Here is a 26,215-nt window from a genome sequence, read left to right as displayed (position 1 = left end):
CAATGACGCGATAGCCTTCTTCAAGCTCCGCGCAGATGACGCCACCAGCGGCCGTGACAAACGACAGGCCATCATGGCGGTCAAGGAGTTTGCCACCGGACGAGATATGCTGGACCTGCTGATTGATGCGCGCGGCGAGGCGTTCCTCGTGCCGGAATCGGCAGATACAGTCACGCAGAGCCTGATGAACTACTATGCCGTGCTCGATCGGAAGCAATTCCCGCTGCTGTCCTGGCGTGTCCTGGACGCGCTCATCCAGAGCCGGACAGCGCCTTGCCTGTCTGAGAGTGAAGCCGCCTCCTGTCCCCCGCAGGCCCTCCATTAACCGGCTGACTTGGGCTGGAGCGGCCTCTGAAAGCGTGCGGGCGCTGATGGCGCCCGCACTCGTTCGTGCCATGTCATACCGCCGCGCTTATGTAGTGACCCTCTGCACCCAGGGCTGATGGGTGAGGGATCGCAAGCGCTCTGGGGTGAGTGCACTCCAGGCTTGGCAGCACGCGGTGGCGATGGCGTCATAGCCGTCGAGCACGCGATGCGAGAGAAAGCGCTCGCGGAGATACAGCCACACGCGCTCCACCGGGTTCAGTTCAGGTGAGTCGGGCGGCAGCGGCACGAGCGTGACGGTGTCGGTCACAGGCAGTGCCTTGGCCCCGTGCCAGCCGGCCTAGTCGAGTACCATGACGGCCTGCTGGCCGGCAGGGCTTGGGCAAACTCGGCCTGGAAGATGCTCATCGCTGCTGTCGAGACCTCGGCAGGACGAGGCACACGTCCTCTCCCGTGGCGGGCTGGACAGCGGCGTCGATGTAGGTCCATTCGAAGCGCCGGTCGCACAGCCCGCGCGGGCGCTCGCCCGTGAGCCACCAGCGGTGACCCGTTCGGTCCTTCTGGCCCACGCGCGCCTCGTCCATGAACCACACGGTGACCTGCTGATCCGGGTGGGCCTGGGCCGCCTCTGCTACCGCGCAAGCGAGCCCCCTTTGCGAAGGCGGCTTGGGCGTGCGGAATCGGTGCGCGGGTGCCTCGGCCGGGTCTTCTGGCGCGACAGGTCGAGCGTGCGCATGATCCGTGACAGGCTGGCCGGGTGCAGGGTCTTGCCGAAGCGGCTCGCGATCCGGGCGCCTCGTCCCGGGGCGCAACGGGATGCCCGTCAGTAGGGACGGCAGATTCCCGCATACGAGGCGTAGTAGCGGTAGGGATCGCAGCGCCCGTAAGTCGCGCCGTAGGCGCCGACGGCCGCCGCACCTAGGCCATATCCGTAACGGCCGTAGACGTAGCGGCCATAGCGTCCGTAACCGTATCCGTAGCGCCCGACGCGTCCGTATCCACCGTGATAGCCGCTGGCCACCCGACCGCCATATCCGCGGAACCCGCCGGCCCGGACGCCATGGAAGCCGCCCCGGAACCCGCCACCGCGGAAGCCGGCCCCGTGGAAGCCGCCGCCTCGGAGGCTAGCGCCCCCGCGAGAGCCGCGCGCATCGGCCGTCACACTGGTCAGGATCAGGGCGGCGAAGGCCGCAGATGCAATCAGCAGAGTTTTCATGGGTCTGTCTCCTCGCCGGAGGACAACATGGCGAGATGACGCGCGGCGGACCCGGCCGGTGTGGCCGGACAGAGGTCCCAGACAGAGGTCCGCTTCGCCCCACCACTTTTCGGCTGGATCGTATCACTACCTGGGCAAGGCCGCTGGATCCGAGAGAACATGTGGCGAAGTCTGCTCAAGGCTGCAACCCAGTCGGGAGGAGCAAAACGTCCGCACACGGAATACGTGCAAGACCGAACAGATCGTGGTTCAACTTCCGTTATGTGCTCGAACCATAGTCAAGGCGACTCCCATCGAGACTGAATTGCGCTATTATGCCGAGATCAACCACGACATAGCTCATGGAAAACCGATGCAGCCGAGCGCTACAGATCAACTCACATTCGAAGAGCTAATTCGGTTTACCCTTCGCACTCCTGCTGTCCTTCAAAGCGTCAGCGGGTGGCAAAGAATCAACCGAGAAACGTCACGCTCAAAAACATCCTCACGAGCAGAGCTGTCGCCTCCCTACCACCTCCCTCAAGAAGGACTGCTCGCACGGCTATCGTTTGGTGAGCTCACCGTGTATTGGAGATTAGGAGATGATTATATTACGATACCGAGCAGTTTCTGGCCAACCCCCGCTGGGGTCTCTCTCTTGAACACAGGAGGGGGTTGCCCGATTGAACCTTGGGAATTCTATTCCAGAGAACCTCGCATCCATGGCGAGGAACTTATGGTTAAAGATCCTTCGCATCTGATTGAGGCCAAGAAGCCTTTTCAAGTATGTTCGACATCAGCGCACCTCGGGCGCGAACTGGTTAAAGATAAGGGCGGCCGGCCGACGAAGTGGGATTGGGACGGCGCTAGACACGAGATGCAACGTTGTTACGATCCCAAAGCTGGAAAATTGGCGCGCAGAAACTTAACGAGACACATTCAAAACTGGTTTTTCGATAAAAACGGTGCTGAACCTGCCGATAGCTCGTTACGAGCGGAGATAAGGAAATTTTTAGCTTCAATTAACGATTCGAAGCAGGGCTGCTGACAGAATTCTCCCAGGAGAATTGGATCAGCCGTGGCCTCGCCAGCCGGAAATAGGGCGCACATACTTAAGGATCCGGCCTTTAAGACAGGACGGGCAGCACTAGCGCACCGACGCAGATGGCGGGTCTAGGGACTCGGTTCAGAGCGTCGAAGACAGCAGCGGCGGAGTTATACCAGTCGGCGGTGATGGTGACTCACGGGGTTTCGTAGCGGCGGCGGATTTTGTTCGATGAGGCGAACCGGGAGAGTTTGCCATGGCCGCTGCGGTTGCGCTGCGTGAGGATTTCAACGCCGACGATCTTCGACGTCTGGCCAAGGCGAGTTGAGACGCGGGCCAGAGCCGCCGGCTTCTGGCGCTGGCTGAGATCTACGAAGGCGGCAGCCGCACGGATGCGGCTCGGATCGGGGTGGTGGGGTTGCAGACGGTGCGCGATTGGGTGCTGGCTTTCAACGTAGCTGGCCCGGCCGGGCTGATTGACCGCAAGGCCCCGGGCAACCCAGCCAAGTTGAGCGATGTGCAGCGCCAAGCGCTGGCGCAGATCGTCGAGAGCGGGCCGGATCCCGATCGGCACGGCGTGGTGCGCTGGCGGCTGAAGGATCTCGCCGCCTGGATCTACGCCCGCTTCGGCGTGAGCCTGGACGAGAGCACGGTGGGCCGCACGGTGAAACAGCTCGGCTTCCGCAAGCTGTCGGCGCGCCCGCGCCATCATGAGCAGGACCCGGCCGCGCTGGCGGCGTTCAAAAAAACTTGCCAGCCGAGGTGAGGGCGATCCGAGCCCGGCTGCCGGCCGGCACAGCCATCGAGCTGTGGTGGTCAGACGAGGCCCGCGTCGGCCGGAAGGATACGCTGCCCTGCCAACGGGTGCGTCGCGGCAGTCGGCCCTCGGCGCCCAAGGATCAACGCACAGCCCAGCTTGCCATCCCAGCCGCCGCGATCTTGCCCATCCTGCTGAGCTTGCTAGGCTTACGGTGTTCGAGCGCAAGGAAGCTGCACGCGAGGCCGATCCAACCCTAGCGCCTGTTGTCGTACTGCAGGGCACTCCGGAAGTGCCAGGCCGCAACGCTCTCCCGGCGGGCTGCCCACAGACCTCTGATGGGTCGATATGGCTCACCCAAGCCTTGCGATGGTCAGGTAATGCGCAGCACCTGCCAGAGCCCTTAGCCGGATCGCCTGAACGCGCTGGTGTCTGGAATGTGCATGCAGGGCCTCGGCTTCGGCACTACGGCCCTGCTGAAGTTGTGCATGTGCTGCTGCGGCGAGTTCGGACGCAATGGCCTCCGCGAGACGAGCGGCGGCGATGCGGTTTGCGATGGCTGGCCTCATGGCAACCTCGGACGTCACCGGCGGCTATGAACGTCTATGGGAATACCTAACGGTTCGTTAACCCAAGCGGCAGAGTTCGGAGGCTACCCGCCCCGTGCGGCTGATCTGGCTCGCCGACTAGGCTGCGGTAGCGGGTCAGCAACCCAGCTCGCAATGAATCGCGTGCAGTTCGTGGTGAGAGGGAACGCTCTGCCGTCTCTCAGCGTAAGCTTGAGCGTAGAACTGTGCAGGTGTCGAACGGCGTGAGCCTGCGCGTCACCGGGGACCAAGATGAAGCCCATCGCCTACATGTTCGCAGGCGCGCTGACCCTCAGCGCAGGACTGGCCATCGGCACCGCACCGGCCAGCGCCGATGAACCGGCCGTCTACAGCCACCGGACCTACCAGGGGCGGCCAGTGCTCCGTTATCGCGCGGCACACCAGCCCCGCCGTATCGTGCGCACGGTCATCGTCGAGCGGCCGGTCTATCGGACGCGTCGGGTCGTGCGCGAGGTCGTGGTCGAGCGGCCCGTGATCTACCGTCCGCCGCCCGTAGTGCGCGAGGTGGTCGTTGAGCCGTTCGACGACGGCCCGCCGCCCTACGTTTATGGCCCGCCCTTCCGCCGGCGCTTCGCCTACGGCGCAGGCTTCTATGGACCGATTCGTCCGGCCGGCTTCGGGTTCGGCCCGCGTTTCGGCTACGGGCCGGACTTCTGGTAGCCACGCCCATTGGGCCTGCCCGCCGCTGGATGTCCCGCCTCTCGCGGGCCATCGCACGATCAAATCCGTGGAGCGGCCCCGCCGCCAGGGTCACGACGCCACCTGAAGCGCTAAAAGAGGCCGCCCGTACATGGAGGCTCGATGGCCGAGAGCAAAGATGTAGAGATCAGCACAACCCACTCATCCGAGCCTTCGGAAGCTCGGCGCGCGCCGGCGAGCCAAACCGCTGAGCCGCGCATCACCTCGGACGAGTTGGTCGAGCGCATGATCCGGGGACTCGGGCTTGAGAAGGTGCCTCGGCCGGAGCGGCAGCCGACGCGTCAAAGGCAAAGATCGGGCTGAAGGTCATAGCGGGGCCGTCGCTACGAGCACGGCACGATTCAAGGACGACGCTCATCACCCCCAGCGTCATGAGACGCACAGTGAGAAGCCTTGCCATCCCACTGTCCTGCGAGGTTGGCTACCCTTACCCCGTTGACGAGACTCCGGCGGGCTGCGGGCCTAATCAGTGACGTGAGGCTCCGGCAGGTCAGAGAGCATCCGGAACACCACCTCCAGATGCCGTCGGGCTGCCTCGGCCTGCTCCTGTAGCGGCGGATGCGTGCCCCTCTGCAACCAGTTGAGCTGCTCCGCGCCCATCTGCATTTTCGCCAGCCGCTGCTGCGCCTCATCGACGACCTCAAGGGCAGCCCGCTTCGGGACAAGGCCGTAGCGGACGAGCAGCGTAATTAGCCCGCGGTGCAGTTCAAGCGAGGCCAACGCCGCGCCGTCCGCATTCGTATCGGTGAAAGACATTCGCTCGCCCCCTGCAACTCCTTTGTGGCCCGTACCCGTTCACCTGTAGCCCAGCCAGCACAGAACGAACATGGCCATACAGGCCACTCACGGGCCCCAGTCGGCGGCCACACACCCGCACTGCGAGGCGCTACTTTGCAGAGTCGGGCGAAGGGCTTGGCGTTGATCCAATCCGCCCAGTGCTCATGTCATTGGGACCTGCACTCGTACCGGAGGCCACGCCGGCCCCGGGCGGGGCGCCTGAGTCGCCGTGCTTCGCGGGACCGCTGCCGCCGTACAGCGCACCAGTGCCGCCGCTCGGGGCTGCACCACCACCGAGGCCGCCTACGGCGCTGGTACCGACCGCGCCGCCGGAACCAGCGTTTCCGCTGCTGCCACTAGGCGATGAGCTTCCTGCAATGGGGGCTGCAGCACTGCCACTCCCGCTGGCAGGCGCAGCGTCGCTGCCAACGCCCTGTGCGGCTACAAAGCGCGCCAGCTCGAGAAGCAAGCCGAGACAGATCAGCGAGGGTCAGAGGCGCTTTGCACTCACGTCATTGTCCCCACCGGCGAGCGAGTCGCGTAAATGGGTTCGTGCTCTGCCAACCGAGCGATGCAGCTGCCGTCCCGCGGGGAAGGTTCAACCGCCGACCGCAGACGTTGCTAGAAGAGTGGGAGAAAGGGTCGCAGCAGCGAAGGCTGTGGGCTGTTACCCGCAGCGTTACCCCGAACCATGTGGCCGGGGATGAGATTGGCTGTAAGCCTTTGAAATAAATGGTGGGCGCACTAGGGTTCGAACCTAGGACCCGCTGATTAAGAGTCAGCTGCTCTACCAACTGAGCTATGCGCCCTCATCGCCTGTCGGCGACCGCCGGGGCCACCATCCGCCGGCGAGGTGGGGGCTGATACCAAGGGACCCGGGGGCTGTCCACCCCCGGAACCTCAGTTTTTTCCGCTACTCCGCCGCCGCGTGCTGGGCGTGCAGGCGCACCGCCGCCGCCGAGAGCTTGTTGAGCGCCGAGAGGTAGGCCTTGGCCGAGGCGACCAGCGTGTCCGGGTCGGCGCCGCGGGCCGTCATCGAGCGCTCGCCCGCCTTGAGGCGCACCGAGACCTCGGCCTGCGCGTCCGTGCCCTCGGTGACCGCATGGACCTGGTAGAGCTCGAGCTGCGCCTCGTGCGGCACCAGCGCCTTGATGCAGTTGAACACCGCGTCGACCGGCCCGTTGCCGTCCGCCTCCTCGGTGAAGGTGCGCCCGTCCATGTCGATCTTCATGGTGGCGCGCTGCGGTCCGCGGGTGCCCGCGATCACCGAGAGCGAGACGAGGCGGATGCGGTCGTGCGCGGTGGCGAGGTTCTCGTCGACGAGCGCCTCGATGTCCTCGTCGTAGACGTGCTTCTTGCGGTCGGCGAGCGCCTTGAAGCGCTCGAACACGTCCTGGAACTGGTTGTCGGTCAGGTGCAGGCCCAGCTCGTCGAGCTTCGACCGGAAGGCGGCCCGGCCCGAATGCTTGCCCATGACGAGCGAGGTCTTGCTGACGCCCACCGAGGCCGGGGTCATGATCTCGTAGGTCTCGGTGTGCTTCAGCATCCCGTCCTGGTGGATGCCGCTCTCGTGCGCGAAGGCGTTCCGGCCGACGATCGCCTTGTTGTACTGCACGGGGAAGTTCGTCGCGTGGGAGACGAGCTTCGAGGCGCGCGTCAGCATCGTCGTCTCGATGCCGGTCTCGTAGGGCATCACGTCGCCCCGCGTCCGGATCGCCATGACGATCTCCTCGAGCGCCGCATTGCCGGCGCGCTCGCCGATGCCGTTGACCGTGCACTCGACCTGGCGCGCGCCGCCATCGACGCCGGCCAGCGAGTTCGCGATCGCGAGCCCGAGGTCGTTGTGGCAATGCACCGAGAACACCGCCCGGTCGGCGTTCGGCACGCGCCCCCGCACTGCCTCGAACATGGCGCGGTACTCGTTCGGCGTGGCGTAGCCCACCGTGTCGGGCAGGTTGATCGTGGTGGCGCCCGAGCGGATGGCGGCCTCGACGCAGCGGCAGAGATAGTCGATCGGCGTGCGCGTCGCGTCCATGGCCGACCACTCGACGTCGTCCACGAGGTCGCGGGCCTGGGCCACCGTCCTCAGGATGATCTCGACGACCTCGTCCTCGGTCTTGCGCATCTGGTGCGCGAGGTGGATCGGCGAGGTCGAGACGAAGGTGTGGATGCGCCCGCGCGGGGCCTGCCGCACCGCCTCGCCGGCCCTGGCGATGTCGGCGGGGATCGCGCGGGCGAGCCCCGCGATCACGGCGCGCTTGGAGCGGCGCGCGATCTCGGCCACCGCCTCGAAATCGCCGTTCGAGGCGATCGGGAAGCCTGCCTCGATGATGTCGACGCCCATCGCGTCGAGGAGCTCGGCCACCGCGAGCTTCTCGTCGAGCGTCATGGTGGCGCCGGGGCACTGCTCGCCGTCGCGCAGGGTCGTGTCGAAGATGAGGACGCGGTCCTTGGCACCGGCCTTGGCACCGGCCTGGGTGCCGGGCTGGGCGCCGGCTTGGCCGCTCGATGGGGTCGTGGTCTGGCTGGTCATGGTGGTGCTGGTCCCGTCGCGGCGCGCCCCGCTGTCGCGGCCCGGCGGCGCCTGAAGCCTGTCTTCGTGGCTCTAGCGTCCCCTGAGAGCCCAGGCGCAGGCGCCCGGCCGGCCCTCAGGGGCGGGTAAGGAGGAGGCTGGCGAGGGGCGCGCGCGACCGCGGCGCTGCGGCGGCAGCGCGGACGGTGATGGGCGCGGAGCCGGCTCTGGCCAAGGCTCGTCTCTCCTCGCGGGCACGAAGGGGCTGAAACGGCGCGCCGGTCGCGGCGGGTCCCCTGCAGGCGACCGTACCTATCCCCGGCGGCCCGGAAATACAAGCTTGCCCGTCGCGGCCATCGTCGGCCGATCCGGGGCCGGCTCCATTGCCCTCGCCAAGATCCGGCCTAGCTTTCGGGCGTCCTTCAACGGGCCGACGCCGGGATCATCCCGGCGAAACGCGAAGAATGCACTCGCCAACACATCGGATGGAGACCCCGACCATGGTGCGCACCCCGCTCCGGCTTCTCGCCCTGCCGAGCCTCCTGCTCCTCGCCGGCGCCGGCTCCAGCCTCGCCCTCGACGTCCAGAAGTCGGTGGACGTCGCCGCGCCCCCGGCCAAGGTCTGGCAGACGATCGGCGACTTCTGCGGCATCGGGACCTGGCACCCGGCCGTCGAGAAGTGCACGCCCTCGGAGAAGGACGGCATGAAGGTGAGGACGCTCAGCCTCAAGGGCGGCGGCAGCATCGTCGAGGAGCAGGTCTCCCGCGACGACAAGGTGATGTCCTACACCTACACGATCCTGGAGAGCCCGCTGCCCGTCTCCGATTACAAGTCGACGCTCGCGGTCGCGCCGGAGGGCCCGGGCTCGAAAGTGTCGTGGTCCGGCACCTTCAGCGCCAGGGGCGCGCCCGACGCCGTGGCCAAGGACGTGATCGAGGGCATCTACGATTCGGGGCTCAAGGCCATCGCCGAGAAGGCGAAGTAGGCGGGCGCGACGGCGCGGCTCCTCGCGCCGGCCCGGACGGCGAGCGCCGGCGATTGACCGGGCGCGGCCTGCCGGCGCAAGAACCGGCCGGCGCCAAGCTGCGCCGTCAGCACCGGGATGCCGCCGTGACATCGCACCTGAGCCTCGCCCTCGCCGCTCTCCTGTCCGTCCCCCTCCTGGGCGCCTGCCAGCCGAAGGCGGGCGCCCCGCCCGTCGCGGTCGCGGCCGTCCCGCCGCCCGCCGCTCCCCTGCCCCAGGGGGCGGGCTGCGGCCCCGCGGTCGCCCGGACGCAAGCCATCGTCGACAGCGACGTGGCCACCGGCAACCTGAACCAGCCCGTCGGCGCCCGCTTCAGCGCCGATCTCTCCCAGGCCTCGGCCGCCTGCGCGGCCGGGCGCGAGGGCGAGGCGCTGCACCTGCTCGCCGCCGCCAAGGCCCGTTACGGCTACCGCTGAGCCTCGAAGGCATCCGCGAGATAGGCCCGCACGAAGCCCGGCATCCGGGCCGGGTCGATGCACTCCCGCCCCCGCGCGACCACGATCCGGGCAAGCTCCGGCTCGGCCTCGCGGCGGCGCAGGCGCTCGATCCGGGCCTGCAGCGCCGCCGCGTCGCACGGGAACCGGACCGGGCGCAGGAAGGCGAGCTGCCCCTCGCCGCGCAGCAGCACCCAGTCCCCCGGCGCGTCGGCCGGCAGGGCGAGGCCGGTCTCCTCCCGGAACTCGCGGGCCGCGCTGCCCGCGAGATCGACGACGTCGCCGCGCGTGTCGCCGCGGTCCGGGGTGCCGCAGGGGAAGTAGATCTGGCCGGCATTGGCGGTGTGCCCGCCCATCTCGCCGAGGAGCACCGCCCCGTCCCGCGCCCAGGGCACGATCGCCGCGAAGGCATTCTCGACCCGCGGGTCCGGCGAGCCGGCATCCCGGAAGGCGATGAAGCGCGCATAGCGCGTCTCGAAGAAGCGGGCCTCGCAAGCCTCGCCCTCGATCGCGCAGCCGCAGGCGAGGAGCACCGGCCCGTCGAACAGCCCCGGCCGCGCCGCGAGGCGCCGCCCCCAGTTCTCGGCGATCGTGTCCGCGTTGTCGCGCGCCCAATCCCATTCGTAGGGCACGAGCCGGGCTTCGAGGCGGCGCAGGCGGTGGAGGGTGAAGCCGTCGGGCCGCCCCTCAAGCAAGGAGCGCGCCCTCGCTGACGATGACCGCCGAGCCCCCGATCTCGACCGAGCGCAGCGCCCCCTCGGCGATGTCGAGCTGCAGGGCGATCGTGCTCGGGCGCCCCATGGCGACGCCCTGCCGGATCGCGACGTCGTGCACGCCCGAGCCGAGCGCCGCGAACTGCGTCAGGACGCCCGCGAAGGCGGCGGCCGCCGAGCCCGTGGCCGGATCCTCGGGGACGCCGAGATGGGGCGCGAACATCCGGGCCTGATAGCTCTGGCCGAGCGCTTCGGGGTCCGGCGTGTAGAGGTAGAGCGCCGTCGGCTCGCCGAGCCGGGCGAGCGCGGACGGATCGACCGTCGCCGCGTCGAGCCGCGCCCGCGAGGCGACGGGCACGAAGGTGAAGGTCGGCCCGGCCGCGTGCCGGCTGGGGGCGTGGGCGCCGAAGCCGATATCCCCCGGCGCCAGGCCGAGAGCGGCGGCCAGCGCCGCCGGGTCCGGCCCGTCGCCGAGATAGGCCGGAAGGACCGGGATCTTGAAGCGGGCCCGCCCCCGTCCCGCCCCGGCCTCGACCAGGCAGGGCACGGTGCCGATCCCCTCCTCGAGCCCGAACGCGACGGCGTCGGCCTGGGCGGCGACGTCGGTCGCCGCCCGGTCCTGCAGGGCCAGCAGCACGGCCGTGCCGAGGGTGGGGTGGCCCGCGAAGGGCAGTTCGCGGGTCGGGGTGAAGATGCGCAGAGCCGCCCGGTGGCGCGCCTCGGCCGGGGCTTCGACGAACACCGTCTCGGAGAGGTTGAACTCGCGCGCGATCCGCTGCATCGCCGCCCCGTCGAGGCCTCCGGCGTCCAGCACCACCGCCAGCGGGTTGCCGGCGAAGGGCTCGTCCGTGAACACGTCGAGGGTGACGAAGCGGCGTCGGGTCATGGGAGCGCAACACCCTCGGCTGGAAAAGGATGCGCCGCGGGCTCGGCGGAGCGGCATCGGAGGGCCCAGCCTGTGTCGGTTCGGCGGCCGATTCGCAATGCCGCCGCCGGCCGGCGATCGCGAGCCCGCACCGCCGGGCCCGCGGATCTGCGCCCCCCGGACGAACCGGGCGGCCCGATTCAGGCCGCCTGCTTCGGCGCCTCGACGAGGTCCTCGGCGGGACCGAAGAACTCGAAGCGCACGCGCTCGGCCGGCACGCCGTTGCGCAGGAGCCCGTTCACGAGGGTGCTCAGGAAGGGCTTGGGGCCGCAGAGATAGTAGGTCGCCGCCTCGTGAGGGGTCTGCTGCACGAGCCAATCCGCCGTGATCAGGCCCTCGGCGTCGTAATGCTCGCCCTGCCGGTCCTGCGCCTCCGGCTCGGCGTAGAAAGTCTGCAGCCGCAGGTTCTCGTTGCTCGCCGCGAGCGCCCGGGCGTGGTCGCGCATGGCATGCACGCGGCCGTTCAGGGCGCCGTGGACGTACCAGGTGGGCCGGGCGGGCGTGGCCGCGGCGATCGTCTCCAGCATGCTGATCATGGGCGTCAGCCCGACGCCGCCGCTGACCAGGACCACCGGCGCGCCGGTCCGGCGGTCGAGGACGAACTCGCCGGCCGGGGGCGCCACCTTCAGGACGGTGCCGGGCAGGGCTTCTGCGTGCAGCCAGTTCGAGACGATGCCGGCGGGCTGATCAGCCCTGCCCTCCCGCTTGACGGTGATGCGGTAGGCGCGGTCGTTCGGCGCGCAGGAGATCGAGTAGTTGCGCTTCAGCACGCCCCGTCCCGGCAGGTCGAGGAGGAAGCCGAGATACTGGCCCGGCTCGTGCCGGAGCACCGGGCCGCCATCGGCCGGAACCAGGACGAAGGAGCGGATCGTCTCGCTCTCCGGCGCGACGCTCTCGACCACGAAGTCGCGCCAGCCGTTCCAGCCGCCGGGCTTGGCGGCGAGCTCCCGGTAGATCGTCGCCTCGCGCCCGATCAGCAGCTCGGCCAGGAACCAGTACGCCTCGCCCCAGGCCGCGCAGATCTCGGGCGTCGCCGCCGCGCCGAGCACGTCGCCGATCGCCCCGATGAGCGCGTCGGCCACGAAGGGATAGTGCTCGGGCAGGATGTTGAGCGCGACATGCTTCTGCGCGATGCGCTCGACGGCGCTCGCCAGAACCCCGAGGTTGTCGATGTTGCGCGCGTAGGCCAGCACGGCCTGAGCCAGCGCCTTCGGCTGCGAGCCCGTCTCGCCGTGATGCGACTGGTTGAAGAGATCGCGCATCTCGGCGTTGCGGAACAGGCGCTCGTACATGCGGCGGGTGATGTCGAGACCGTGCGCCTCGAGGGCCGGTACGGTGGCCTTGACGAGGGCGATGGTGGCCGGGTCGAGCGGAGTGGGCATCGGCAAAGCTCTCAAAGATGTATTTGACATGCATCTTTTACGTCGACCTTTGAAAAGGTGCAACAAGAATGTACCTTCAGGCGGAGCCCGGATTTGCGATGCGCCTGACCCGCTACACCGACTACGCCCTGAGGACCCTGATCTTCGTCGGCCTGCACGAGCCGCAGCAGAGCTCGATCGCCGCGATCGCGCGCGCCTACGGGATCTCGGAGAACCACCTCACGAAGGTCGTGCACCAGCTCGGCCGTCTGGGGCTCATCCACACCACCCGGGGCCGGGGCGGCGGGCTCCGGCTTGCCAGGCCGCCGGAGGAGATCGTCGTCGGGGCGGTCGTGCGCCTGACCGAGGACGACCTCGCGCTGGTCGAGTGCTTCGCGGGCGGTGCCTGTGCAATCACGGCCCCCTGCCGGCTCCGGCGCGCGCTCGGCGAGGCCCTGGCGGCCTTCCTGGCGGTGCTCGACCGCTACACGCTGGCGGACCTGCTGAGCGGAAGCGAGGGCCCCGAGATCGCGCAGCTGCTCGGCCTGTCGGCCTCCAGGGTCGAGGAGCCCCCCGTCCGCCTGCCGGCCTAGCCGGGTCTTGTCCCGGCGCACCGAGCGGCCCCATCGCGCCGCCGCTCGCGTTCGGGCGTGGCAGTTCTCAGATCATGGCGGGCGATCATCGTTCGAGACACGACGCGCTCGCCCTCCCCTCACCGGGGAGGAGCGGCGCCTCTCCGACGGCCCCGCCCGCCTCAGTCGCCCTTCGCGGGAGCCGCCGCGGCCTCGGCATGGCGGCTCGTGTGCCGCCAATCCGCGGGCTGCTCGAAGGTCCCGGCCCAGAGGCCGCGCCGCGTCGCCCAGGCCTTGCCCTCCTGGCGGATATAGGCGTGCGACCGGCGTCGGTCGGCCAGCGCGTGACCGTGCGCGGCCATCCAGGCGCTCAGATCCTCGCGCCCGACCCGGCAGACGGCCACGGCCCTGTCGCCTTCGGCCGTCCTGTGAGGCTCGCAGGTCACCGGATTGCCGCCGATCTGCTCGGCCAGGGCATGCGCGGCGATGCGGCCGCAGGGGTAGGACCGGCCGGCGGCGTTCTCGCAGGTCTGGCCGACCTCGGGCGCATCGATGCCCAGGAGGTGCAGGCGCGTTCCGCGCACCTCGATCGTGTCGCCGTCGATCACCGTGGCGGGGCCGGTGATCGATTCGGCCGACATCGCAGGCAGGGTGAGCAGCAGCAGGAGGGCGGTGGGTCTCAGCATCGCGGGTTCAGCCGTCTGTCAGGTCCGCTCGTCGGACGCGAAGGGTCGTATGCGGAGGTCGCATGCAAGGGGCGGGCTATCACGACAATCGGCCAAAAAGCGGCGGGCTCGGGCAGGCTCGCCGGCCTCGACCCCGGTGTCCGCCGTCAGCGTCAACGCCCCGTTAACGGCGGCTCTCGCGTCGGCCGGGCGGCTCCCTACACGGCCTCCACCGGGAAGGTCTCGCTCGGCGCCACGAACTCGTCCTGCGCGGCGACCGTCAGGATCTCCCGCGAGCCGGCCTCGGCCGTGCGGCGCAGGAGGCCGTAGACGGAGGCGCCGGCCATGCCGAGGGCGAGCGCCGCCGATCCGGTGCGGGCGTAGTGCACGAGGAACAGGGCCGCGGCGGCGTCGCCCGCCCCGTTGACGTCGAGGACGAGCCGGGGCGTGCGCACTCGCCAGAACCGGCCGCCTTCCCCCGCCAGCAGATCGATCGATTCCGCGGGCGTCGCGTCGGTGACGAGCGAGGTGACGAGCACCACCCGCGGCCCCAGCGCCTGCAGGGCCGCCAAGGCGCGCTTCGCCTCGTCGAGGGTGCCGGTCGGCAGGCCGGTCAGGAGGTTCAGCTCGAACTGGTTCGGCGTGACGATGTCGGCGGCCGGCACCGCCTGTTCGCGCATGAGATCCGGGATGCCGGGGCGGACGTAGATGCCCCGGTCGGTATCGCCCATCACGGGGTCGCAGCAGTAGAGGGCCTTCGGGTTCGCGGCACGGACCGCCGCCACCGCCCGCAGGATCGCCGTGCCGATCTCGGCCGAGCCCATGTAGCCCGAGAGGACGCCGTCGCACTCGCCGAGGACGCCGCGCTCGCCGATGCCCGCGACCAGCTCCTCGATGGAGGGCCCGTCGAAGACGCGGCCGCGCCACGCGCCGTAGCCGGTGTGGTTCGAGAACTGGACCGTGTGGATCGGCCAGACCTCGACGCCGAGGCGCTGCATCGGGAAGACCGCCGAGGCGTTGCCCACATGCCCGTAGGCGACGTGGGACTGGATCGACAGAACCTTCACCCGAGCCTCCCCGCCGCAACCACGCGCCGCCCGCCTGTTAGCGCCTTTCGCGCCGGGGCGCATCAGGGCCGGGCGGCGCTTGCCCCGGCCCGCCCGGCCCGCCACATCGGTATGGCTTCCACGCCCTCAAGGACCTCCATGGATCTCGAAGCCCTGCGCACCGCGACCCTCGGTTTCGTGGAGACCCACAAGGAATGGACGCCGCTGATCGCCGGGGCACTCGCCTTCTGCGAATCGGTCGCCTTCCTCTCGCTCCTCGTGCCCGCCACCGTGATCCTGCTCGGGATCGGGGCTCTCGTGGGAGCCGCCGACATCGCCTTCTGGCCGGTGGTCGCGGCCGCCGCGGTCGGCGCGGCGCTCGGCGACTGGCTCTCCTACGAGTTCGGCTTCCTCTACAAGGAGGGCGCCAGGCGGATGTGGCCGATGCGGAGGTACCCCGAGATGGTGGCCAGGGGCGAAGCCTTCCTGCACCGCTGGGGAGCGGCCGCGGTGGCGCTCGGCCGCTTCTTCGGTCCGGCCCGGGCGGTGGTGCCGCTGATCGCCGGGATCTTCGGGGTCGACCGCCTGCCGTTCCAGGTCGCCAACGTCCTGTCGGCGATCGTCTGGGCCTTCGTGCTGCTGGCGCCGGGCGCCGGCCTGCTCAGCTACGTCCAGGGCTAGCCTCGTCCTCCTGCCAACCGCGCTCGTCGATGGGGTGGCTCGAGAAGAAGAAGGCGTATCGCCCCCGCGCCGCCGCCTCGGCGACGTCCCGAGCCGCGACGGTCTCCGCCGTGTCGACGCCGAGCACCTCGGCCCCGCGGATCAGCACGCCGATCCCGAGCTCCGGGTCCCAGGCCGCACGCGAAGGCGATGCCGACGAGCGCCGCCCCGCCGAGATCGTGCAGGATCGCCCGCTCGGGCGCGAGCGCGGGGCCCATGCTCGCGCGCGCCGGCAGCGCGACGGATTCGTCGCCATCCACGAGGCCGAGCACGTCGCCGATCCGAGGCACCGCCGCCGCGACGGCGTCCAGGATCGCGCCGCCGATCCGGTCCTGGTCGGCCGCGAGCCGGCCGAGCGCCGCGATCTCGGCTGCCGTGAAGGGCGCCTTTCCGCCCGCCGACCGCGCGAGCGTCAGCCAGCCGGGCTTGCGACCGCGCGCCGGCCGGAACAGCACGGCCCATGACGACAGGCCGATCTCCAGTACGCGGCCGGACAGACGCAGCCGGTCCCGTAGGGGCGCGGGCACATTCGCTAAGGTGTGTACCGCTTCCATGACGCTCCCGCCCCGTCCGAGCGTACGGCCAAGCGGACGCCGCTCTGTCGACAATTAGACAGGGCGATGTGTCAAGGTCATGTTCCTCTCGTAGAGCTGGCGCGGATGTGAAAGGCTTTCATGGTTTGTTCCAACTGGCTGCGGTGCGGGTGCCACAGGTGACAAGGCCGGGCAAACCGGGTTCGATGCCCGGCGTCCCGATTCGGGACGAACCTCCCTGCGCCGTCGTTGATCAGATCCCGCTCGTGTCCGCTGCCCTCTCCATCGCGATTCTCCCGCCCGACCGCCGCCAATCCGCGACGGCCGCCGGCATCCAACGCGGCGTGCGCCGCCTCTTCGCCGAGCTCGGCCACGTCACGATCCCGGAATTCTCCCTGGCGAACGGGCGCCGCGCCGACGTGATCGCGCTCTCGGCTTGCGGCAGGCTCACGATCGTGGAGATCAAGTCGAGCGTCGCCGACTTCCGCGCCGACAAGAAGTGGCCGGATTACCGCGACTATTGCGACCGCTTCTACTTCGCGATCCCCGAGAGCGTGCCTGCCGGGATCATTCCCGATGAGGCCGGCCTGATCGTGGCCGACGCCTTCGGCGCGGCGATCCTGCGCGAGCCCGCCGATCATCCCCTCAGCGGCGCCCGCCGCAAGGCCGTGACGCTGCGCTTCGCCCATTGCGCCGCGAGCCTGCTGCACGCGCTGGCCGATCCCGGAGCGATCCGGGACGGGGCCCTGTAGCGGCGACCCGGCCGCCCTCACGCCGCGTTCGCGGCGATCCAGGCCCTGGCCAGCGCGAGATCCCCCTGCCCGATGCCGTGGCCGGCGGGCAACCGGTGATGCTCGACGCGGGCGCCCGCCCTCTCGAGCATCGCGCCGAGGCGTCCGGCATTCTCGGCCGGCACGATCGGGTCGGCGGCGCCCGACAGGATCAGCACCGGCTTGGCCGCCAGGTCGGCCGAGGGCGGATCGGCCAGCGGCACCATCGCGCGGATCAGGATGGCGCCGGCCAAAGCTTCGGGCCGCAGCAGCAGTGTCGCCGCGGCGATATTGGCGCCGTTCGAGAAGCCGAGCGCGATGGGCGCGGCGATCCCGTATGCCGCGCGCGCCTCCACGACGAAATCGGCGAGATCGCCGGCGCGCCGGCGCAGATCCGCCTCGTCGAACACGCCCTCGGACAGACGCCGGAAGAAGCGCGGCATCCCATTCTCGAGGACGGGCCCGCGCGGCGACAGGAGCGCGGCGCCCGGAGCCAGCGCCCGGCCGAGTGGGACGAGGTCGTTCTCGTCGCCGCCCGTACCGTGCAGGAGCAGGAGCGGGGGCCGCTCCGGGCCGGAACCCGGCTCGAAGCGGTGGGTGAACACGTGGTTGTCGTGCATGGCGTTCTCCTCAGGCCACCTTCGGGAGCGCGGCCTCGATCTCGGCCCTGTGCGGCTCCAGGAAGGGCGGCAGCTTCAGCGCCTGCCCGAGGCCCGCGGCCGGCTCGTCGACGGCGAAACCCGGCAGGTCGGTGGCGATCTCGAACAGGACCCCGCCCGGCTCGCGGAAGTAGACCGAGCGGAAGTAGTTGCGGTCGCGCTGCTCGGTCACGACCAGCCCGTGCTCCTCGTTGAGCTTGCGCACCACCTCGGCCTGCGCCGCGTCGTCCGCCGCCCGGAAGGCGATGTGGTGGACGGAACCCGCACCCGGACGCCCAGGCAGGAAGTCGCCGACCGCCCGAAGCGTCATCGCACCGCCCAGATGCGCGTCGCTCCGGAAGCGGGTCGATGCCCCCTCGCGGCCGACCTCGCGAAAGCCCAGAACGCCGCTCAGGATCGCGGCCGTCGGCCCGGCGTCTCGGAGGAGCAGGGTGACGCCGTGCAATCCTCGGATCGCGTGCTCGGCCGGGATGCCGCCACCCGCCCAACCCGCCTCGCCGCCATCGGCATCCGTGCCGACCAGCGCGAGTGCCAAGCCGTCCGGATCGCGGAAGGGAAGCACCGTCTCGCCGAAGACCTGGGCGGGCGCCTCATGCGTCACGCCGTGCGCGAGCAAGCGGTGCGCCCAGTAGCCGATCGAGGCGCGGGGCACGCGGAAGGCCGTCTCTTGCGTCTCGCCGATGCCGACGCGGCCCGGTGCAGCGTGCTCCCAGGGAAAGAAGGTCAGGATGGTGCCGGGCTGGCCGGTCTCGTCGCCGTAATAGAGGTGGTAGGTGCCCGGATCGTCGAAATTGACGGTCTTTTTCACGAGCCGCAGACCGAGCACGCCCCTGTAGAAGTCGAGGTTGCGCGCGGCAGGGCCGGAAAAGGCCGTGACGTGATGGAGGCCGTTCTCGAACATGGTGATGTCTCCCGGATCTTCCGAGCGGCTCCGGGGGAGGGACGCTCGTTCTCGATGGAGACAATCTGGCTCTTGCACTTCTCAGACAAAATAGAAACAATTGAAATTCATCGTTTCTGAAAGTGAGCTTTCGTGCGGCTTCCCGATCTCGAGGCCTGGGCGATCTTCGGGAAGGTCGCCGAGACGGGCTCCTTCGCACGCGCCGCCGCGGACCTCGGGCTGTCGAAGGCCACGGTGTCGAAAGCGGTCGGGCGGCTCGAGCTGCGGATCGGCGCCCGGCTGTTCCACCGCACCTCACGCCGGCTTGGGTTGACCGAAGCGGGCCGCGCCGCCCGGGAGGGGGCCGCCCGCATCCTGGCCGAGGGCGAAGCCGCGGAGGCGCTCGCGCTCGCCACGAACACGGTGCCCAAGGGGCTTGTGCGCCTCGCCGCCCCGATGTCGTTCGGTGTGGCCCACCTGGCACCGCTTCTCCCGGCCTTCCTCGCCGAACACCGGGAAGTCTCGATCGACCTGCACCTGAGCGACGCGCTCGTCGATCTCGTGACCGGCGGCTTCGACATAGGCCTGCGGATCGCGGCCCTGCCGGATTCCTCCCTGCGGGTGCGACGGCTCTGCGCCGTGCGACGCTCGCTCGTCGCGAGCCCCGACTACCTGCGCGGCCGCGGGAGCCCGCAGCACCCGGACGATCTCTCGCGCCATGCCTGCCTCGGCTACGCCTACCTGCCGACGCCGGATCGCTGGCACTTCGTCGGCGCGGCCGGCGAGGCGGCCTCGGTAACGCCGCGCGGCCCGCTTCGCGCCAACAACGCCGACGCTCTCGGGCCGGCGCTCAGGGCGGGGCTCGGCTTGGCCGTGCAGCCGGACTTCATGATCTGGGACGATCTCGCGGCGGGCCGCCTGGAGCGGCTGATGCCGGACTGGTCACCGCCGCCGATCGACCTCAACCTCGTGATGCCGCAGGGCGGCCCGAGGCCAGCCCGGGTGACGGCGCTCATCGCCTATCTCGAGCGCACGCTCGGCGCGGCGCCCTGGGCCGCAGCGGCCTGAGGCGCCGCGAGATCGTTCCCGGAGAGATCAGCCGCGTCCGCTGCGCCGGGCCGCCACGGTCGCGAGCGCGGCGAGATCCTTCTCGCCGTCGCCGTGTGCCATCGCGTCGATGAGGTTGTCGCGCAGCACGCTCGCGAAGGGCATCGGCACGCCCGCCGCGTCGGCGGCCGCGAGCGCGAGGCGGATATCCTTGGCGCCGAGCTTGAGGTTGAAGCCCGGCGGCTCGTAGCGGCTGGCGGCGATCGAGGCGCCGTAGCCCTTGTAGACCGGCGAGGCGAAGAGCGTGCTGGTGAGGAGGTCGAGGAGGTCAGCACCCGGGACGCCGTGTCCCTCGGCGAAGGCGGCCGCCTCGCCCATCGCCTCGATCGCCGAGACCAGCATGAAGTTGCCGGCGAGCTTCACGGCATTCGCGCGATGGGGTTCTGTGCCGAAGCGCCAGGTCTTGGCGCCCATCGCGTCGAGAAGCGGCGCGGCCCGTTCGGTCACCGCCGGATCGCCGGCCGCCACGATGTTGAGGGCTCCCTTCTCGGCGACGTCCGGGCGGCCGAAGACGGGAGCCGCGACGTAGGGAACGCCGGCCCGGGCATGGATCGCGGCGAGCTCCTGCGCCAGCGCGACCGAGATCGTGCTCATGCTGAGGTGCATGCCAGGCGGCTCGCCGGAATCGAGCAGCCCGCCTTCCACGATGACGGCCCGCAGCGCCGGGTCGTCGGCCAGCATCGTGATCGCGGCATCGCCCCGGAAAGCCTCGGCGGCTGTGGCGACGGGCATTGCCCCGTCGATGGACCTGACGGCGTCCGGCGAGCGATTCCAGACCCGCACGCGGTGGCCCGCCCGGACGAGGCTCGCGGCCATGCCGCGGCCCATGCGACCGAGCCCGATGAATCCGACGTCCATGTGTCCCTCCTCGTGAAGCTCTGGTCTCAATGGCCGTTCAGGAAATCGAGGGTCAGATCGTCGAAACGCTCCGTCGCCTCCATGTGAACCAGGTGGCCGACGCCCTCGATCACCTCGGCGCGGCCGTTCGGCATCCTCGCCGCGAGGGCGCGGGCATGGGCGGCGTTCTCGCCCATGCCCGCCCGCAGCTCGGGCGGCGCGTAGGGCTTGCCCGGCGCGTTGTGGTCGTTGGCGCCCATGACGAAAAGGGTCGGCGCCTTCACGAGCGGGATCTCGTGCACGACGGGCTGGCTCCAGATTGCCTGATAGGAATTCACGAAGGACTGGAGCCAGCGCGGATACTCGGCCGATCCCTTCACGCGCTCGCGGATCTCCACGAAGGGCTCGATCGCGGAGGGCGGCAGCGAGAGCGCGTAGCTTGTCATGAGCTGGCGCCGGTAGGCATCCGCCGTCAGTTCGCCCTCGTGCTTCAGCAGCGTCTCGTTGGCGACGGGTGGCACGGTGAAGCGGTAATCCTCGAGGCCGATCGGCGCCTCGAGGACGATGGCGTTGACGCGCTCCGGGGCGGCGCGGGCGAGGCGGATGGCGAGCATGCCGCCCATCGAGTGGGCGACGACGTCGACGCGGGCCAGGCCGAGACGGTCGAGGAGCGCGAGGGTGTCGGCGGCCATCAGGTCGAAGGTGAAGGGGCCAACGGGCTTCGAGGATTTGCCGAAGCCGAGCTGGTCGGGCACCACCACCCGGTAGCCGGCGCCCGCGAGCGCGACGATCACGGGCTGCCAGTAGCTTGCCGGAAAGTTCCGTCCGTGCAGCAGGATAGCGGCGCGCCCGTTGGCAGGCCCGGTCGGCGCGACATCCATGTAGGCGAGGCGCTGGGCCTCGTTGTCGCGGCTCAGCGGGAGGAAGCGCGCCGGGTACGGATAGGGGAATCCTTCGAGCCCGATGCCGAGGGGCTCGGGCCCGGGCTCCACGGCCGATGCCGCCATAGGCATCAGGACGAGCCCGAGACCGACGAGCCAAACGGAACATTTCATGCAATCACCTGCATCGACGGCGGACGGACCCAGCGCGCGGGGTGACATAGGGCACTTGAGGCGGCCCGGCGCGCTCGCTATCGGCGAGAGTTCGTCAGGAGCAGGCAACAATGGGCGCGACCTCGGCCACGGGACAGCGCGGGCGGGCGCTCGGCCCGGATGCGGCCGTCCGCGGACCGGCCCCTGCCGAAACCCCGCCGGACGGGCTGCCGCCGCGGGAGCGGATGCTGGCGCTCCTCGCCATCGCGCTCGCCATCAGCATGGCGATCCTCGACGGGGCGATCGTCAACGTGGCCCTGCCGGTGATGGCCAAGGACCTCGCGGTGAGCCCGGGCGCGGCGATCTTCGTGGTCAACAGCTACCAGATCGCCGTGACGGCCTCGCTGCTGCCGCTCGCCTCGCTCGGCGACATCCTGGGGTATCGCCGGGTCTATCTCAGCGGGCTCGCGGTGTTCACGGCGGCCTCCGTCGCCTGCGCGCTCTCGCCGTCGCTGAACCTCCTGATCGCGGCGCGGATCGCGCAGGGGCTCGGGGCGGCCGGCATCATGAGCGTGAACATCGCGCTCGTGCGCTTCATCTATCCCCACCGGATGATCGGCCGGGGCGTCGGGAACGTGGCGCTCGTGGTGGCGGTCGCCTCCGCGGCGGGGCCGACCGTGGCGGCCGCGATCCTCAGCGTGGCGGCCTGGCCATGGCTGTTCCTCGTCAACCTCCCCGTGGGCCTGCTCGCGCTCCTCGTCGGCTCGCGCACGCTGCCCGCGACGCCCCGCAGCGGCGCCCGCTTCGACGCCCCAAGCGCGCTCCTCAACGCCCTCACCTTCGGGCTCCTCATCATCGGCATCGACGGGGTCGGCGCGCCCGAGGAGCGCGGGCTCGCGCTCGTCGAGATCGCGGGGGCGCTCGTCGTCGGCGCCGCCTTCGTCTGGTACCAGCTCCGGCTGCCGGCGCCGCTCCTGCCCGTCGATCTCCTCAGGATCCCGGCCTTCGCGCTGTCGATGGCGACCTCGATCGCCTCCTTCGCGAGCCAGATGATGGCCTATATCGCCCTGCCCTTCTACTTCCAGGACGTGCTGCGTCTCTCGGAGACGCGGACGGGCTTCCTGCTCACCCCCTGGCCGCTCGCGATCGCGGCGATGGCCCCGCTCTCGGGGCGCCTCGCCGACCGCTTCCCGCCGGGGATCCTCGGGGGCATCGGGCTCGGCACGATGGCGCTGGGCCTGACCGGCATGGCGCTGCTGCCACCCGAGCCCTCGGCCCTCGACATCGCCTGGCGGCTGACCCTGTGCGGCCTCGGCTTCGGGCTGTTCCAGTCGCCCAACAACAAGGTGATCATCACGAGCGCCCCGCGCGAGCGCAGCGGGGGCGCGAGCGGCATGCAGTCGACGGCGCGGCTCACCGGCCAGTCACTCGGCGCCGCGCTCGTGGCCGTCCTGTTCGGACTGTCCCACGGCGCAGGACCGGCCGAGCCGGTCTCGCTCTCGCTGTGGTGCGCGGTGGCGCTCGCCGCCATGGGGGCCCTCGCGAGCGTGCTGCGGCGCAAGCCGGCCGGGTGACGCCCCGGGCCGCGGGCAATCCTGTTCGTATCGGGATGAGCGGAGCAGCTCACATAGGGATGAGCGGAGCAGCTCACATCGGGATCAGCGGAGCGGCCCCGGGAGCGCGCCCCTGCCCCGAGCCGGAGCGGCGACCCGCGCCCGGACGGGTCGACATAGAGCCTTGCATCGGCGCAGGCATGCTTGCCCGAGCCGCCGCGGAGTGGGATCTGCGCGGGCGGGGCGGTCCGCGCCGCCCCTCCCGCTCGGCCCGGGCCGGCCCGCATGGGCCGCCGGGCGCGCGCGGGATCTCAGGACTTCAGGTGTGCCGCGAGATGCTTGTTCATCTCGAACATGGTGCACTTGTCCTTGCCGAAGACCTTCTTCAGCTTGTCGTCAGCGAGGATCTCGCGCTTGTTCTGCGGGTTCTGCAGATTGTGCTTCTTGATGTAGTCCCAGACCTTGCTGACCACCTCGCCGCGCGGCAGCGGGCTGGTGCCGACGATCGCGCCGAGCTCGGCCGAGGGCTTGAGGGGCTGCTGCAGGGCGTTCGGCTTCGCGGCGCCGCCGGCCGCGGCCTTCGGCTTGGGGGCGGCCTTCGCCTTGGGCGCAGCCTTCGTCTCCGTCGTCTTGGTCGCCATGGTTTCCTCCGGTGCTCGCGCTCGAAACGCGGACGCGTCGCAGCTCCGCAGGACGGAGCGCATAGCTGCAACAACTAAGCGGTGCTGCGAGCGTTCCAAGGGGAAACTGGCGTTGTCCCCGCTCTCATCCACAGGTCGCGCGCGCCCTGATCCGTCTCCGCGCGCCCCCGAAGCGCGAAGATACGGGCCAAAACATCCGATGACTTGCCGCCGCCGCGCCAGTACTTGGTTCGGCCCCACGTGCCGGGCGCCCGCTGGGCGAGGCAAGAAACCGATGGTTTCACAGGATCTTAATTCCGCCGCTCGGCCGCTGCCCGCCCGTCCGGCGAGGATGGCCCGCGGGCCGGGGGCCTCGCCGAGGCGGCGCCCGGGCGGAGGCCCGGCCCGCCTGGCCCGGAGCCGCGCGTCCCATCCGGGACCAAGAATTTTTCTTCGGCGGAAACGGATGGTTAAGCGCGCCTTGCCAGCGTGCGCGCATGTTCCTCACCGTCGCGACCCTCGCGCTCTGCTCGGCAGGCGCCCTCCTCCTCGGGCTCGGCATCGGCGTCGCGGCCGAGTGCCCCGGCGGTGCGCTCGGACGCGATGCCGGGCTGATCTGAGACCGGCACGGCCGGCCGAGGCGGGCTCCGGCAGCGGAACCCGCCTCGGCCGGACGGCTTTCTCCCGCGCGAGCCCCATTTCCGGGATGCGTCGCGACGCGGGAGCTTTCATGCCGACCGAACTGCCGAACGAGCGTGGCCTCAGGAAGCCCGGATCGATGGAGCTCGATCCCCACGGCGAGGGCATCGCGATCGACGAGACGCGGCGCCTGATCGCCTCGAACAAGGTCGAGGGAACCGCCGTCTACAATCGGGCCGGCGAGCATCTCGGCTCGGTGCACAACTTCATGGTCGACAAGGTCTCGGGGCAGGTCGCCTACGCGGTGCTGGCCTTCGGTGGGTTCCTCGGCCTCGGGGAGAACCACCACCCCCTGCCCTGGCGCGCCCTGACCTACAGCGTCGAGCTCGGCGGCTACCTGGTCGATCTCGACCGCGACACCCTGGCCGGCGCTCCGAGCCACGGCCCCGGCGAGGACGCCTTCGCGGATCCGGGCTACGGGGGCCGCCTCGATGATTACTACGGCGGCCGGCTGGCGCCGACGGCCTGAGCGCCGCCTTGCCTGGACCGGGCCGCGCTTCGGAAACGCCAGCCTCGCACGCCGAAGGTTGCCAACGGGCGCCGCGGTCGCCGGCCCGCACGGCCCACCGCGCGCGTTCGTGCCCCCGCGCGAAACTGAAAGATTGGCCGCAAGGCGGTAGCTTACGGTTGGATCTCGCAGGCGCCAAGCGGGCGGAACTACGCAGCCTCGCAACAACCGAGATTGCTATAATTTGAAGTTGTAAGTTTCAGAAATACCTCTCTACGATTTTAGTTTCACGCCTCTTTTCACAATTGCGTGATAACTTAACTTGTGCGCAACATAGCTTGCAAATCATGCTTGGGATGGGTTGATCTTCCTGGGATTTTTCAAATATTCCCTCTCTATATCGACGCAATGTTTCACCCAGCTCGCAGGGATGACTTTAGTGCGCAAAAAATGACCTCTCTGATGCTTTCGCGCAGGAAGCTGAATGAAAATGGCTCAGCGCCCGTCCGGAACGATCGGAGCCGGTCACGTGTCACGACATGTCCCTACGAGACGCCCTCCCGCTGAACGGCCGGTCCGGTCCGCCGAGCGGTCGCAGCGCGAAAGATCCCGACCCAGTCGCGCACGGTCCGCAGCGCCGCGCAGCCGAAACCTGAACCCTGCATGACGATCAACATTCCGACGCTCGCGTTCTCGTCCCGCGAGTTCCTCCGCATGATCGAGTCCTTCGGCCTGTCGGGGAGTTGGGGCTGGAACTTCTCCCGGAAGGAGTACGTCTGGTCTTCCGGCCTGTACAAGCTGTTCGGCATCGAGGATGGCTCGGTCCAGCCCGATTACGAACTCTACCGCAGCCTCGTTCACCCGGACGACCGCCTGCAGCTCGAGGACGCGGCCCAGATCCTGAACGAGGGCCTGCTCACCGACCACACCTTCCGGGTGATCCGCCCGGACGGGACCATGCGCATCGTGGTCAGCCGCGGCGACGTGTACTTCACGCCCGAGGGCGCGCCGGCCGGCGCGGCCGGCGTCCTGGTCGACGTCACGAGCCAGCAGCGCGCCTCGCACGCGGTGCGGACCCACAACGACCGGCAGCGCGCCGTGTTCGAGCACAGCTCGATCATCCCCTGGGTCTGGACCGTCGACGGCGAGGTGCTGCACGCGCCCGGCTGGTGCGAACTGACGGGATTGCCCCCGGAGGATCTGCCGGGCGAGTGGCATCGGCCGGTCGTGGCCGAGGAGCGCGCGGCGTTCCTGCGCCAGCATGCCGAGCACAGGGCACGGGGGCAGGCCTACACGCTGGACTTCACGGCACGGCTCGCGAGCGGGGAGCACGGCGCGTTCCGCGCGCTCGTCGCGCCGGTGATGACCGGCACCGGGACGATCCGGGAATGGACCGGCCTCACCTTCCCGGCCGACTCGACGGCCCTGAAGCCGAGGCGCGACGCGCTCTCGGCAAGCGGCGACGAGCGGGTCCGGGGCCTGCACCTGCGGGCCGCGCGCGGGCTTCTGGACTGGACCCTCGCGGACCTCGCCAAGGCCAGCAAGCTCTCGCTCTCGACGATCCGGCGCCTCGAGGAGGATGCCGAGGGGCCGCTGGCCCGCAGCCGTCACGCGGCGATCGAGGCCCTGCGCCAGGCCGGCGTCGTCTTCACGGTCGTCGAGGGCAGCACCGTCGCGGTCGCCAGAACACGCTGAGT

The 26,215-nt window shown here is 69.9% G+C and carries 31 protein-coding genes, 1 tRNA gene and 1 pseudogene; 14 read left to right on the top strand and 19 right to left on the bottom strand.

What is annotated here, in order from left to right; translation table 11 throughout:
- Window positions 1-325, top strand: a 325-nt coding sequence (locus WDW90_RS12465; protein ID WP_336487699.1) for a hypothetical protein, incomplete at its 5' end; no start/stop codon positions are given.
- 87 nt (window positions 326-412) lie between these two features.
- Here WDW90_RS12465 and WDW90_RS12460 read toward each other — a convergent pair.
- The 4 genes from WDW90_RS12460 to WDW90_RS12450 all read right to left on the bottom strand — a co-directional run bounded on the left by WDW90_RS12460 (window position 413) and on the right by WDW90_RS12450 (window position 1,540).
- Window positions 413-634: a transposase gene (locus WDW90_RS12460; protein ID WP_336487698.1), complete on the bottom strand. Its 222-nt coding sequence runs from the start codon at window positions 632-634 to the stop codon at window positions 413-415.
- 94 nt (window positions 635-728) lie between these two features.
- Window positions 729-908, bottom strand: a complete 180-nt coding sequence (locus tag WDW90_RS12455; protein ID WP_336487697.1) for a hypothetical protein — start codon at window positions 906-908, stop codon at window positions 729-731.
- A 47-nt stretch (window positions 909-955) separates the two neighbouring features.
- Window positions 956-1,111 carry a winged helix-turn-helix domain-containing protein gene (locus tag WDW90_RS40705; RefSeq protein WP_431311028.1) on the bottom strand — a complete coding sequence of 52 codons (156 nt, stop codon included), beginning with the start codon at window positions 1,109-1,111 and terminating at the stop codon, window positions 956-958.
- Between the two features lie 36 nt (window positions 1,112-1,147).
- A complete protein-coding gene (locus WDW90_RS12450) occupies window positions 1,148-1,540 on the bottom strand; it encodes a hypothetical protein (RefSeq protein WP_336487696.1) in 393 nt (130 codons plus the stop codon).
- A gap of 304 nt (window positions 1,541-1,844) precedes the next feature.
- Here WDW90_RS12450 and WDW90_RS12445 point away from each other — a divergent pair, with 304 nt between their 5' ends.
- Window positions 1,845-2,567 carry a hypothetical protein gene (locus tag WDW90_RS12445; RefSeq protein ID WP_336487695.1) on the top strand — a complete coding sequence of 241 codons (723 nt, stop codon included), beginning with the start codon at window positions 1,845-1,847 and terminating at the stop codon, window positions 2,565-2,567.
- A 253-nt stretch (window positions 2,568-2,820) separates the two neighbouring features.
- Window positions 2,821-3,488: pseudogene (locus WDW90_RS12440) on the top strand (IS630 family transposase); the annotation flags it as partial.
- A gap of 186 nt (window positions 3,489-3,674) precedes the next feature.
- Here WDW90_RS12440 and WDW90_RS12435 read toward each other — a convergent pair.
- A complete protein-coding gene (locus tag WDW90_RS12435; RefSeq protein ID WP_336487694.1) occupies window positions 3,675-3,890 on the bottom strand; it encodes a hypothetical protein in 216 nt (71 codons plus the stop codon).
- 270 nt (window positions 3,891-4,160) lie between these two features.
- Here WDW90_RS12435 and WDW90_RS12430 point away from each other — a divergent pair, with 270 nt between their 5' ends.
- Entirely contained in the window at window positions 4,161-4,589 is a 429-nt protein-coding gene (locus WDW90_RS12430; protein WP_336487693.1) for a hypothetical protein, read from the top strand.
- Between the two features lie 501 nt (window positions 4,590-5,090).
- Here WDW90_RS12430 and WDW90_RS12425 read toward each other — a convergent pair.
- The 3 genes from WDW90_RS12425 to WDW90_RS12415 form a co-directional block, all read right to left on the bottom strand.
- Window positions 5,091-5,384: a hypothetical protein gene (locus tag WDW90_RS12425; protein ID WP_336487692.1), complete on the bottom strand. Its 294-nt coding sequence runs from the start codon at window positions 5,382-5,384 to the stop codon at window positions 5,091-5,093.
- Window positions 5,385-6,138: 754 nt separating this feature from the next.
- Window positions 6,139-6,214: transfer RNA gene (locus WDW90_RS12420), tRNA-Lys, on the bottom strand.
- 104 nt (window positions 6,215-6,318) lie between these two features.
- Entirely contained in the window at window positions 6,319-7,938 is a 1,620-nt protein-coding gene (locus WDW90_RS12415; protein WP_336487691.1) for a 2-isopropylmalate synthase, read from the bottom strand.
- A gap of 479 nt (window positions 7,939-8,417) precedes the next feature.
- Between WDW90_RS12415 and WDW90_RS12410 the strand changes: the two genes are divergently transcribed.
- Both WDW90_RS12410 and WDW90_RS12405 read left to right on the top strand, forming a co-directional pair.
- Complete coding sequence (locus tag WDW90_RS12410) at window positions 8,418-8,903, top strand: SRPBCC family protein (protein ID WP_336487690.1); 486 nt, start codon at window positions 8,418-8,420, stop codon at window positions 8,901-8,903.
- Between the two features lie 125 nt (window positions 8,904-9,028).
- Entirely contained in the window at window positions 9,029-9,358 is a 330-nt protein-coding gene (locus WDW90_RS12405; protein ID WP_336487689.1) for a hypothetical protein, read from the top strand.
- Here the strand turns inward: WDW90_RS12405 and WDW90_RS12400 are convergent.
- From WDW90_RS12400 to hmpA, 3 genes are all read right to left on the bottom strand, one after another.
- Entirely contained in the window at window positions 9,349-10,071 is a 723-nt protein-coding gene (locus WDW90_RS12400) for an NUDIX hydrolase (protein ID WP_336487688.1), read from the bottom strand. The two genes, WDW90_RS12405 and WDW90_RS12400, sit on opposite strands and share 10 nt — an antisense overlap.
- Entirely contained in the window at window positions 10,064-10,975 is a 912-nt protein-coding gene (locus WDW90_RS12395) for a PhzF family phenazine biosynthesis protein (RefSeq protein ID WP_336487687.1), read from the bottom strand. Before WDW90_RS12395 ends, WDW90_RS12400 begins: the two co-directional genes overlap by 8 nt.
- Window positions 10,976-11,154: 179 nt before the next feature.
- Window positions 11,155-12,396 (bottom strand): NO-inducible flavohemoprotein, encoded by a 1,242-nt coding sequence (gene hmpA / locus WDW90_RS12390; protein WP_336487686.1) that lies wholly within the window; start codon window positions 12,394-12,396, stop codon window positions 11,155-11,157.
- Between the two features lie 98 nt (window positions 12,397-12,494).
- On the opposite strand from hmpA, the gene WDW90_RS12385 reads away from it, so the two are divergent.
- Window positions 12,495-12,968, top strand: a complete 474-nt coding sequence (locus WDW90_RS12385; RefSeq protein WP_336487685.1) for an Rrf2 family transcriptional regulator — start codon at window positions 12,495-12,497, stop codon at window positions 12,966-12,968.
- A gap of 161 nt (window positions 12,969-13,129) precedes the next feature.
- On the opposite strand, the gene WDW90_RS12380 is transcribed toward WDW90_RS12385, so the two are convergent.
- Both WDW90_RS12380 and pdxY read right to left on the bottom strand, forming a co-directional pair.
- Window positions 13,130-13,633 (bottom strand): thermonuclease family protein, encoded by a 504-nt coding sequence (locus tag WDW90_RS12380; RefSeq protein WP_336487684.1) that lies wholly within the window; start codon window positions 13,631-13,633, stop codon window positions 13,130-13,132.
- A gap of 197 nt (window positions 13,634-13,830) precedes the next feature.
- Window positions 13,831-14,679: a pyridoxal kinase PdxY gene (gene pdxY, locus WDW90_RS12375; RefSeq protein WP_336487683.1), complete on the bottom strand. Its 849-nt coding sequence runs from the start codon at window positions 14,677-14,679 to the stop codon at window positions 13,831-13,833.
- A gap of 138 nt (window positions 14,680-14,817) precedes the next feature.
- Between pdxY and WDW90_RS12370 the strand changes: the two genes are divergently transcribed.
- The gene (locus tag WDW90_RS12370; RefSeq protein WP_336487682.1) at window positions 14,818-15,339 is read left to right on the top strand and encodes a DedA family protein; all 522 of its coding nucleotides are present in this window, start codon (window positions 14,818-14,820) and stop codon (window positions 15,337-15,339) included.
- On the opposite strand, the gene WDW90_RS12365 is transcribed toward WDW90_RS12370, so the two are convergent.
- Window positions 15,336-15,932, bottom strand: a complete 597-nt coding sequence (locus WDW90_RS12365) for a hypothetical protein (protein ID WP_336487681.1) — start codon at window positions 15,930-15,932, stop codon at window positions 15,336-15,338. The two genes, WDW90_RS12370 and WDW90_RS12365, sit on opposite strands and share 4 nt — an antisense overlap.
- Before the next feature lie 245 nt (window positions 15,933-16,177).
- Between WDW90_RS12365 and WDW90_RS12360 the strand changes: the two genes are divergently transcribed.
- Complete coding sequence (locus WDW90_RS12360; protein WP_336487680.1) at window positions 16,178-16,663, top strand: MmcB family DNA repair protein; 486 nt, start codon at window positions 16,178-16,180, stop codon at window positions 16,661-16,663.
- A gap of 17 nt (window positions 16,664-16,680) precedes the next feature.
- Here WDW90_RS12360 and WDW90_RS12355 read toward each other — a convergent pair whose 3' ends face one another.
- Complete coding sequence (locus tag WDW90_RS12355) at window positions 16,681-17,301, bottom strand: alpha/beta hydrolase (protein ID WP_336487679.1); 621 nt, start codon at window positions 17,299-17,301, stop codon at window positions 16,681-16,683.
- A 10-nt stretch (window positions 17,302-17,311) separates the two neighbouring features.
- The gene (locus WDW90_RS12350; protein WP_336487678.1) at window positions 17,312-18,241 is read right to left on the bottom strand and encodes a ring-cleaving dioxygenase; all 930 of its coding nucleotides are present in this window, start codon (window positions 18,239-18,241) and stop codon (window positions 17,312-17,314) included.
- A gap of 132 nt (window positions 18,242-18,373) precedes the next feature.
- Between WDW90_RS12350 and WDW90_RS12345 the strand changes: the two genes are divergently transcribed.
- Entirely contained in the window at window positions 18,374-19,288 is a 915-nt protein-coding gene (locus WDW90_RS12345) for a LysR family transcriptional regulator (protein WP_336487677.1), read from the top strand.
- Between the two features lie 27 nt (window positions 19,289-19,315).
- Here the strand turns inward: WDW90_RS12345 and WDW90_RS12340 are convergent, their stop codons facing one another.
- Together WDW90_RS12340 and WDW90_RS12335 are read right to left on the bottom strand one after the other, a co-directional pair.
- Complete coding sequence (locus WDW90_RS12340; RefSeq protein WP_336487676.1) at window positions 19,316-20,185, bottom strand: NAD(P)-dependent oxidoreductase; 870 nt, start codon at window positions 20,183-20,185, stop codon at window positions 19,316-19,318.
- A gap of 26 nt (window positions 20,186-20,211) precedes the next feature.
- Window positions 20,212-21,219, bottom strand: a complete 1,008-nt coding sequence (locus tag WDW90_RS12335) for an alpha/beta fold hydrolase (RefSeq protein WP_336487675.1) — start codon at window positions 21,217-21,219, stop codon at window positions 20,212-20,214.
- A 224-nt stretch (window positions 21,220-21,443) separates the two neighbouring features.
- On the opposite strand from WDW90_RS12335, the gene WDW90_RS12330 reads away from it, so the two are divergent.
- The gene (locus tag WDW90_RS12330; protein ID WP_336487706.1) at window positions 21,444-22,772 is read left to right on the top strand and encodes an MFS transporter; all 1,329 of its coding nucleotides are present in this window, start codon (window positions 21,444-21,446) and stop codon (window positions 22,770-22,772) included.
- 290 nt (window positions 22,773-23,062) lie between these two features.
- Here WDW90_RS12330 and WDW90_RS12325 read toward each other — a convergent pair whose 3' ends face one another.
- On the bottom strand, window positions 23,063-23,392 hold the full coding sequence (locus tag WDW90_RS12325; protein ID WP_336487674.1) for an SWIB/MDM2 domain-containing protein: 330 nt from the start codon (window positions 23,390-23,392) through the stop codon (window positions 23,063-23,065).
- 476 nt (window positions 23,393-23,868) lie between these two features.
- On the opposite strand from WDW90_RS12325, the gene WDW90_RS12320 reads away from it, so the two are divergent.
- From WDW90_RS12320 to WDW90_RS12310, 3 genes are all read left to right on the top strand, one after another.
- Window positions 23,869-23,991 (top strand): hypothetical protein, encoded by a 123-nt coding sequence (locus tag WDW90_RS12320; protein ID WP_336487673.1) that lies wholly within the window; start codon window positions 23,869-23,871, stop codon window positions 23,989-23,991.
- A gap of 110 nt (window positions 23,992-24,101) precedes the next feature.
- Window positions 24,102-24,539: a PRC-barrel domain-containing protein gene (locus WDW90_RS12315; RefSeq protein ID WP_336487672.1), complete on the top strand. Its 438-nt coding sequence runs from the start codon at window positions 24,102-24,104 to the stop codon at window positions 24,537-24,539.
- Between the two features lie 642 nt (window positions 24,540-25,181).
- Complete coding sequence (locus tag WDW90_RS12310) at window positions 25,182-26,213, top strand: PAS domain-containing protein (protein ID WP_336487671.1); 1,032 nt, start codon at window positions 25,182-25,184, stop codon at window positions 26,211-26,213.
- Window positions 26,214-26,215 lie beyond the last annotated feature (2 nt).

The sequence above is a fragment of the Methylobacterium nigriterrae genome (assembly GCF_037106235.1).
Classification (GTDB): Bacteria; Pseudomonadota; Alphaproteobacteria; order Rhizobiales; family Beijerinckiaceae; genus Methylobacterium; species Methylobacterium nigriterrae.
The sequence above is the reverse complement of the archived record's forward strand: the minus strand, read 5'-3'. Positions and strand labels throughout refer to the sequence as shown.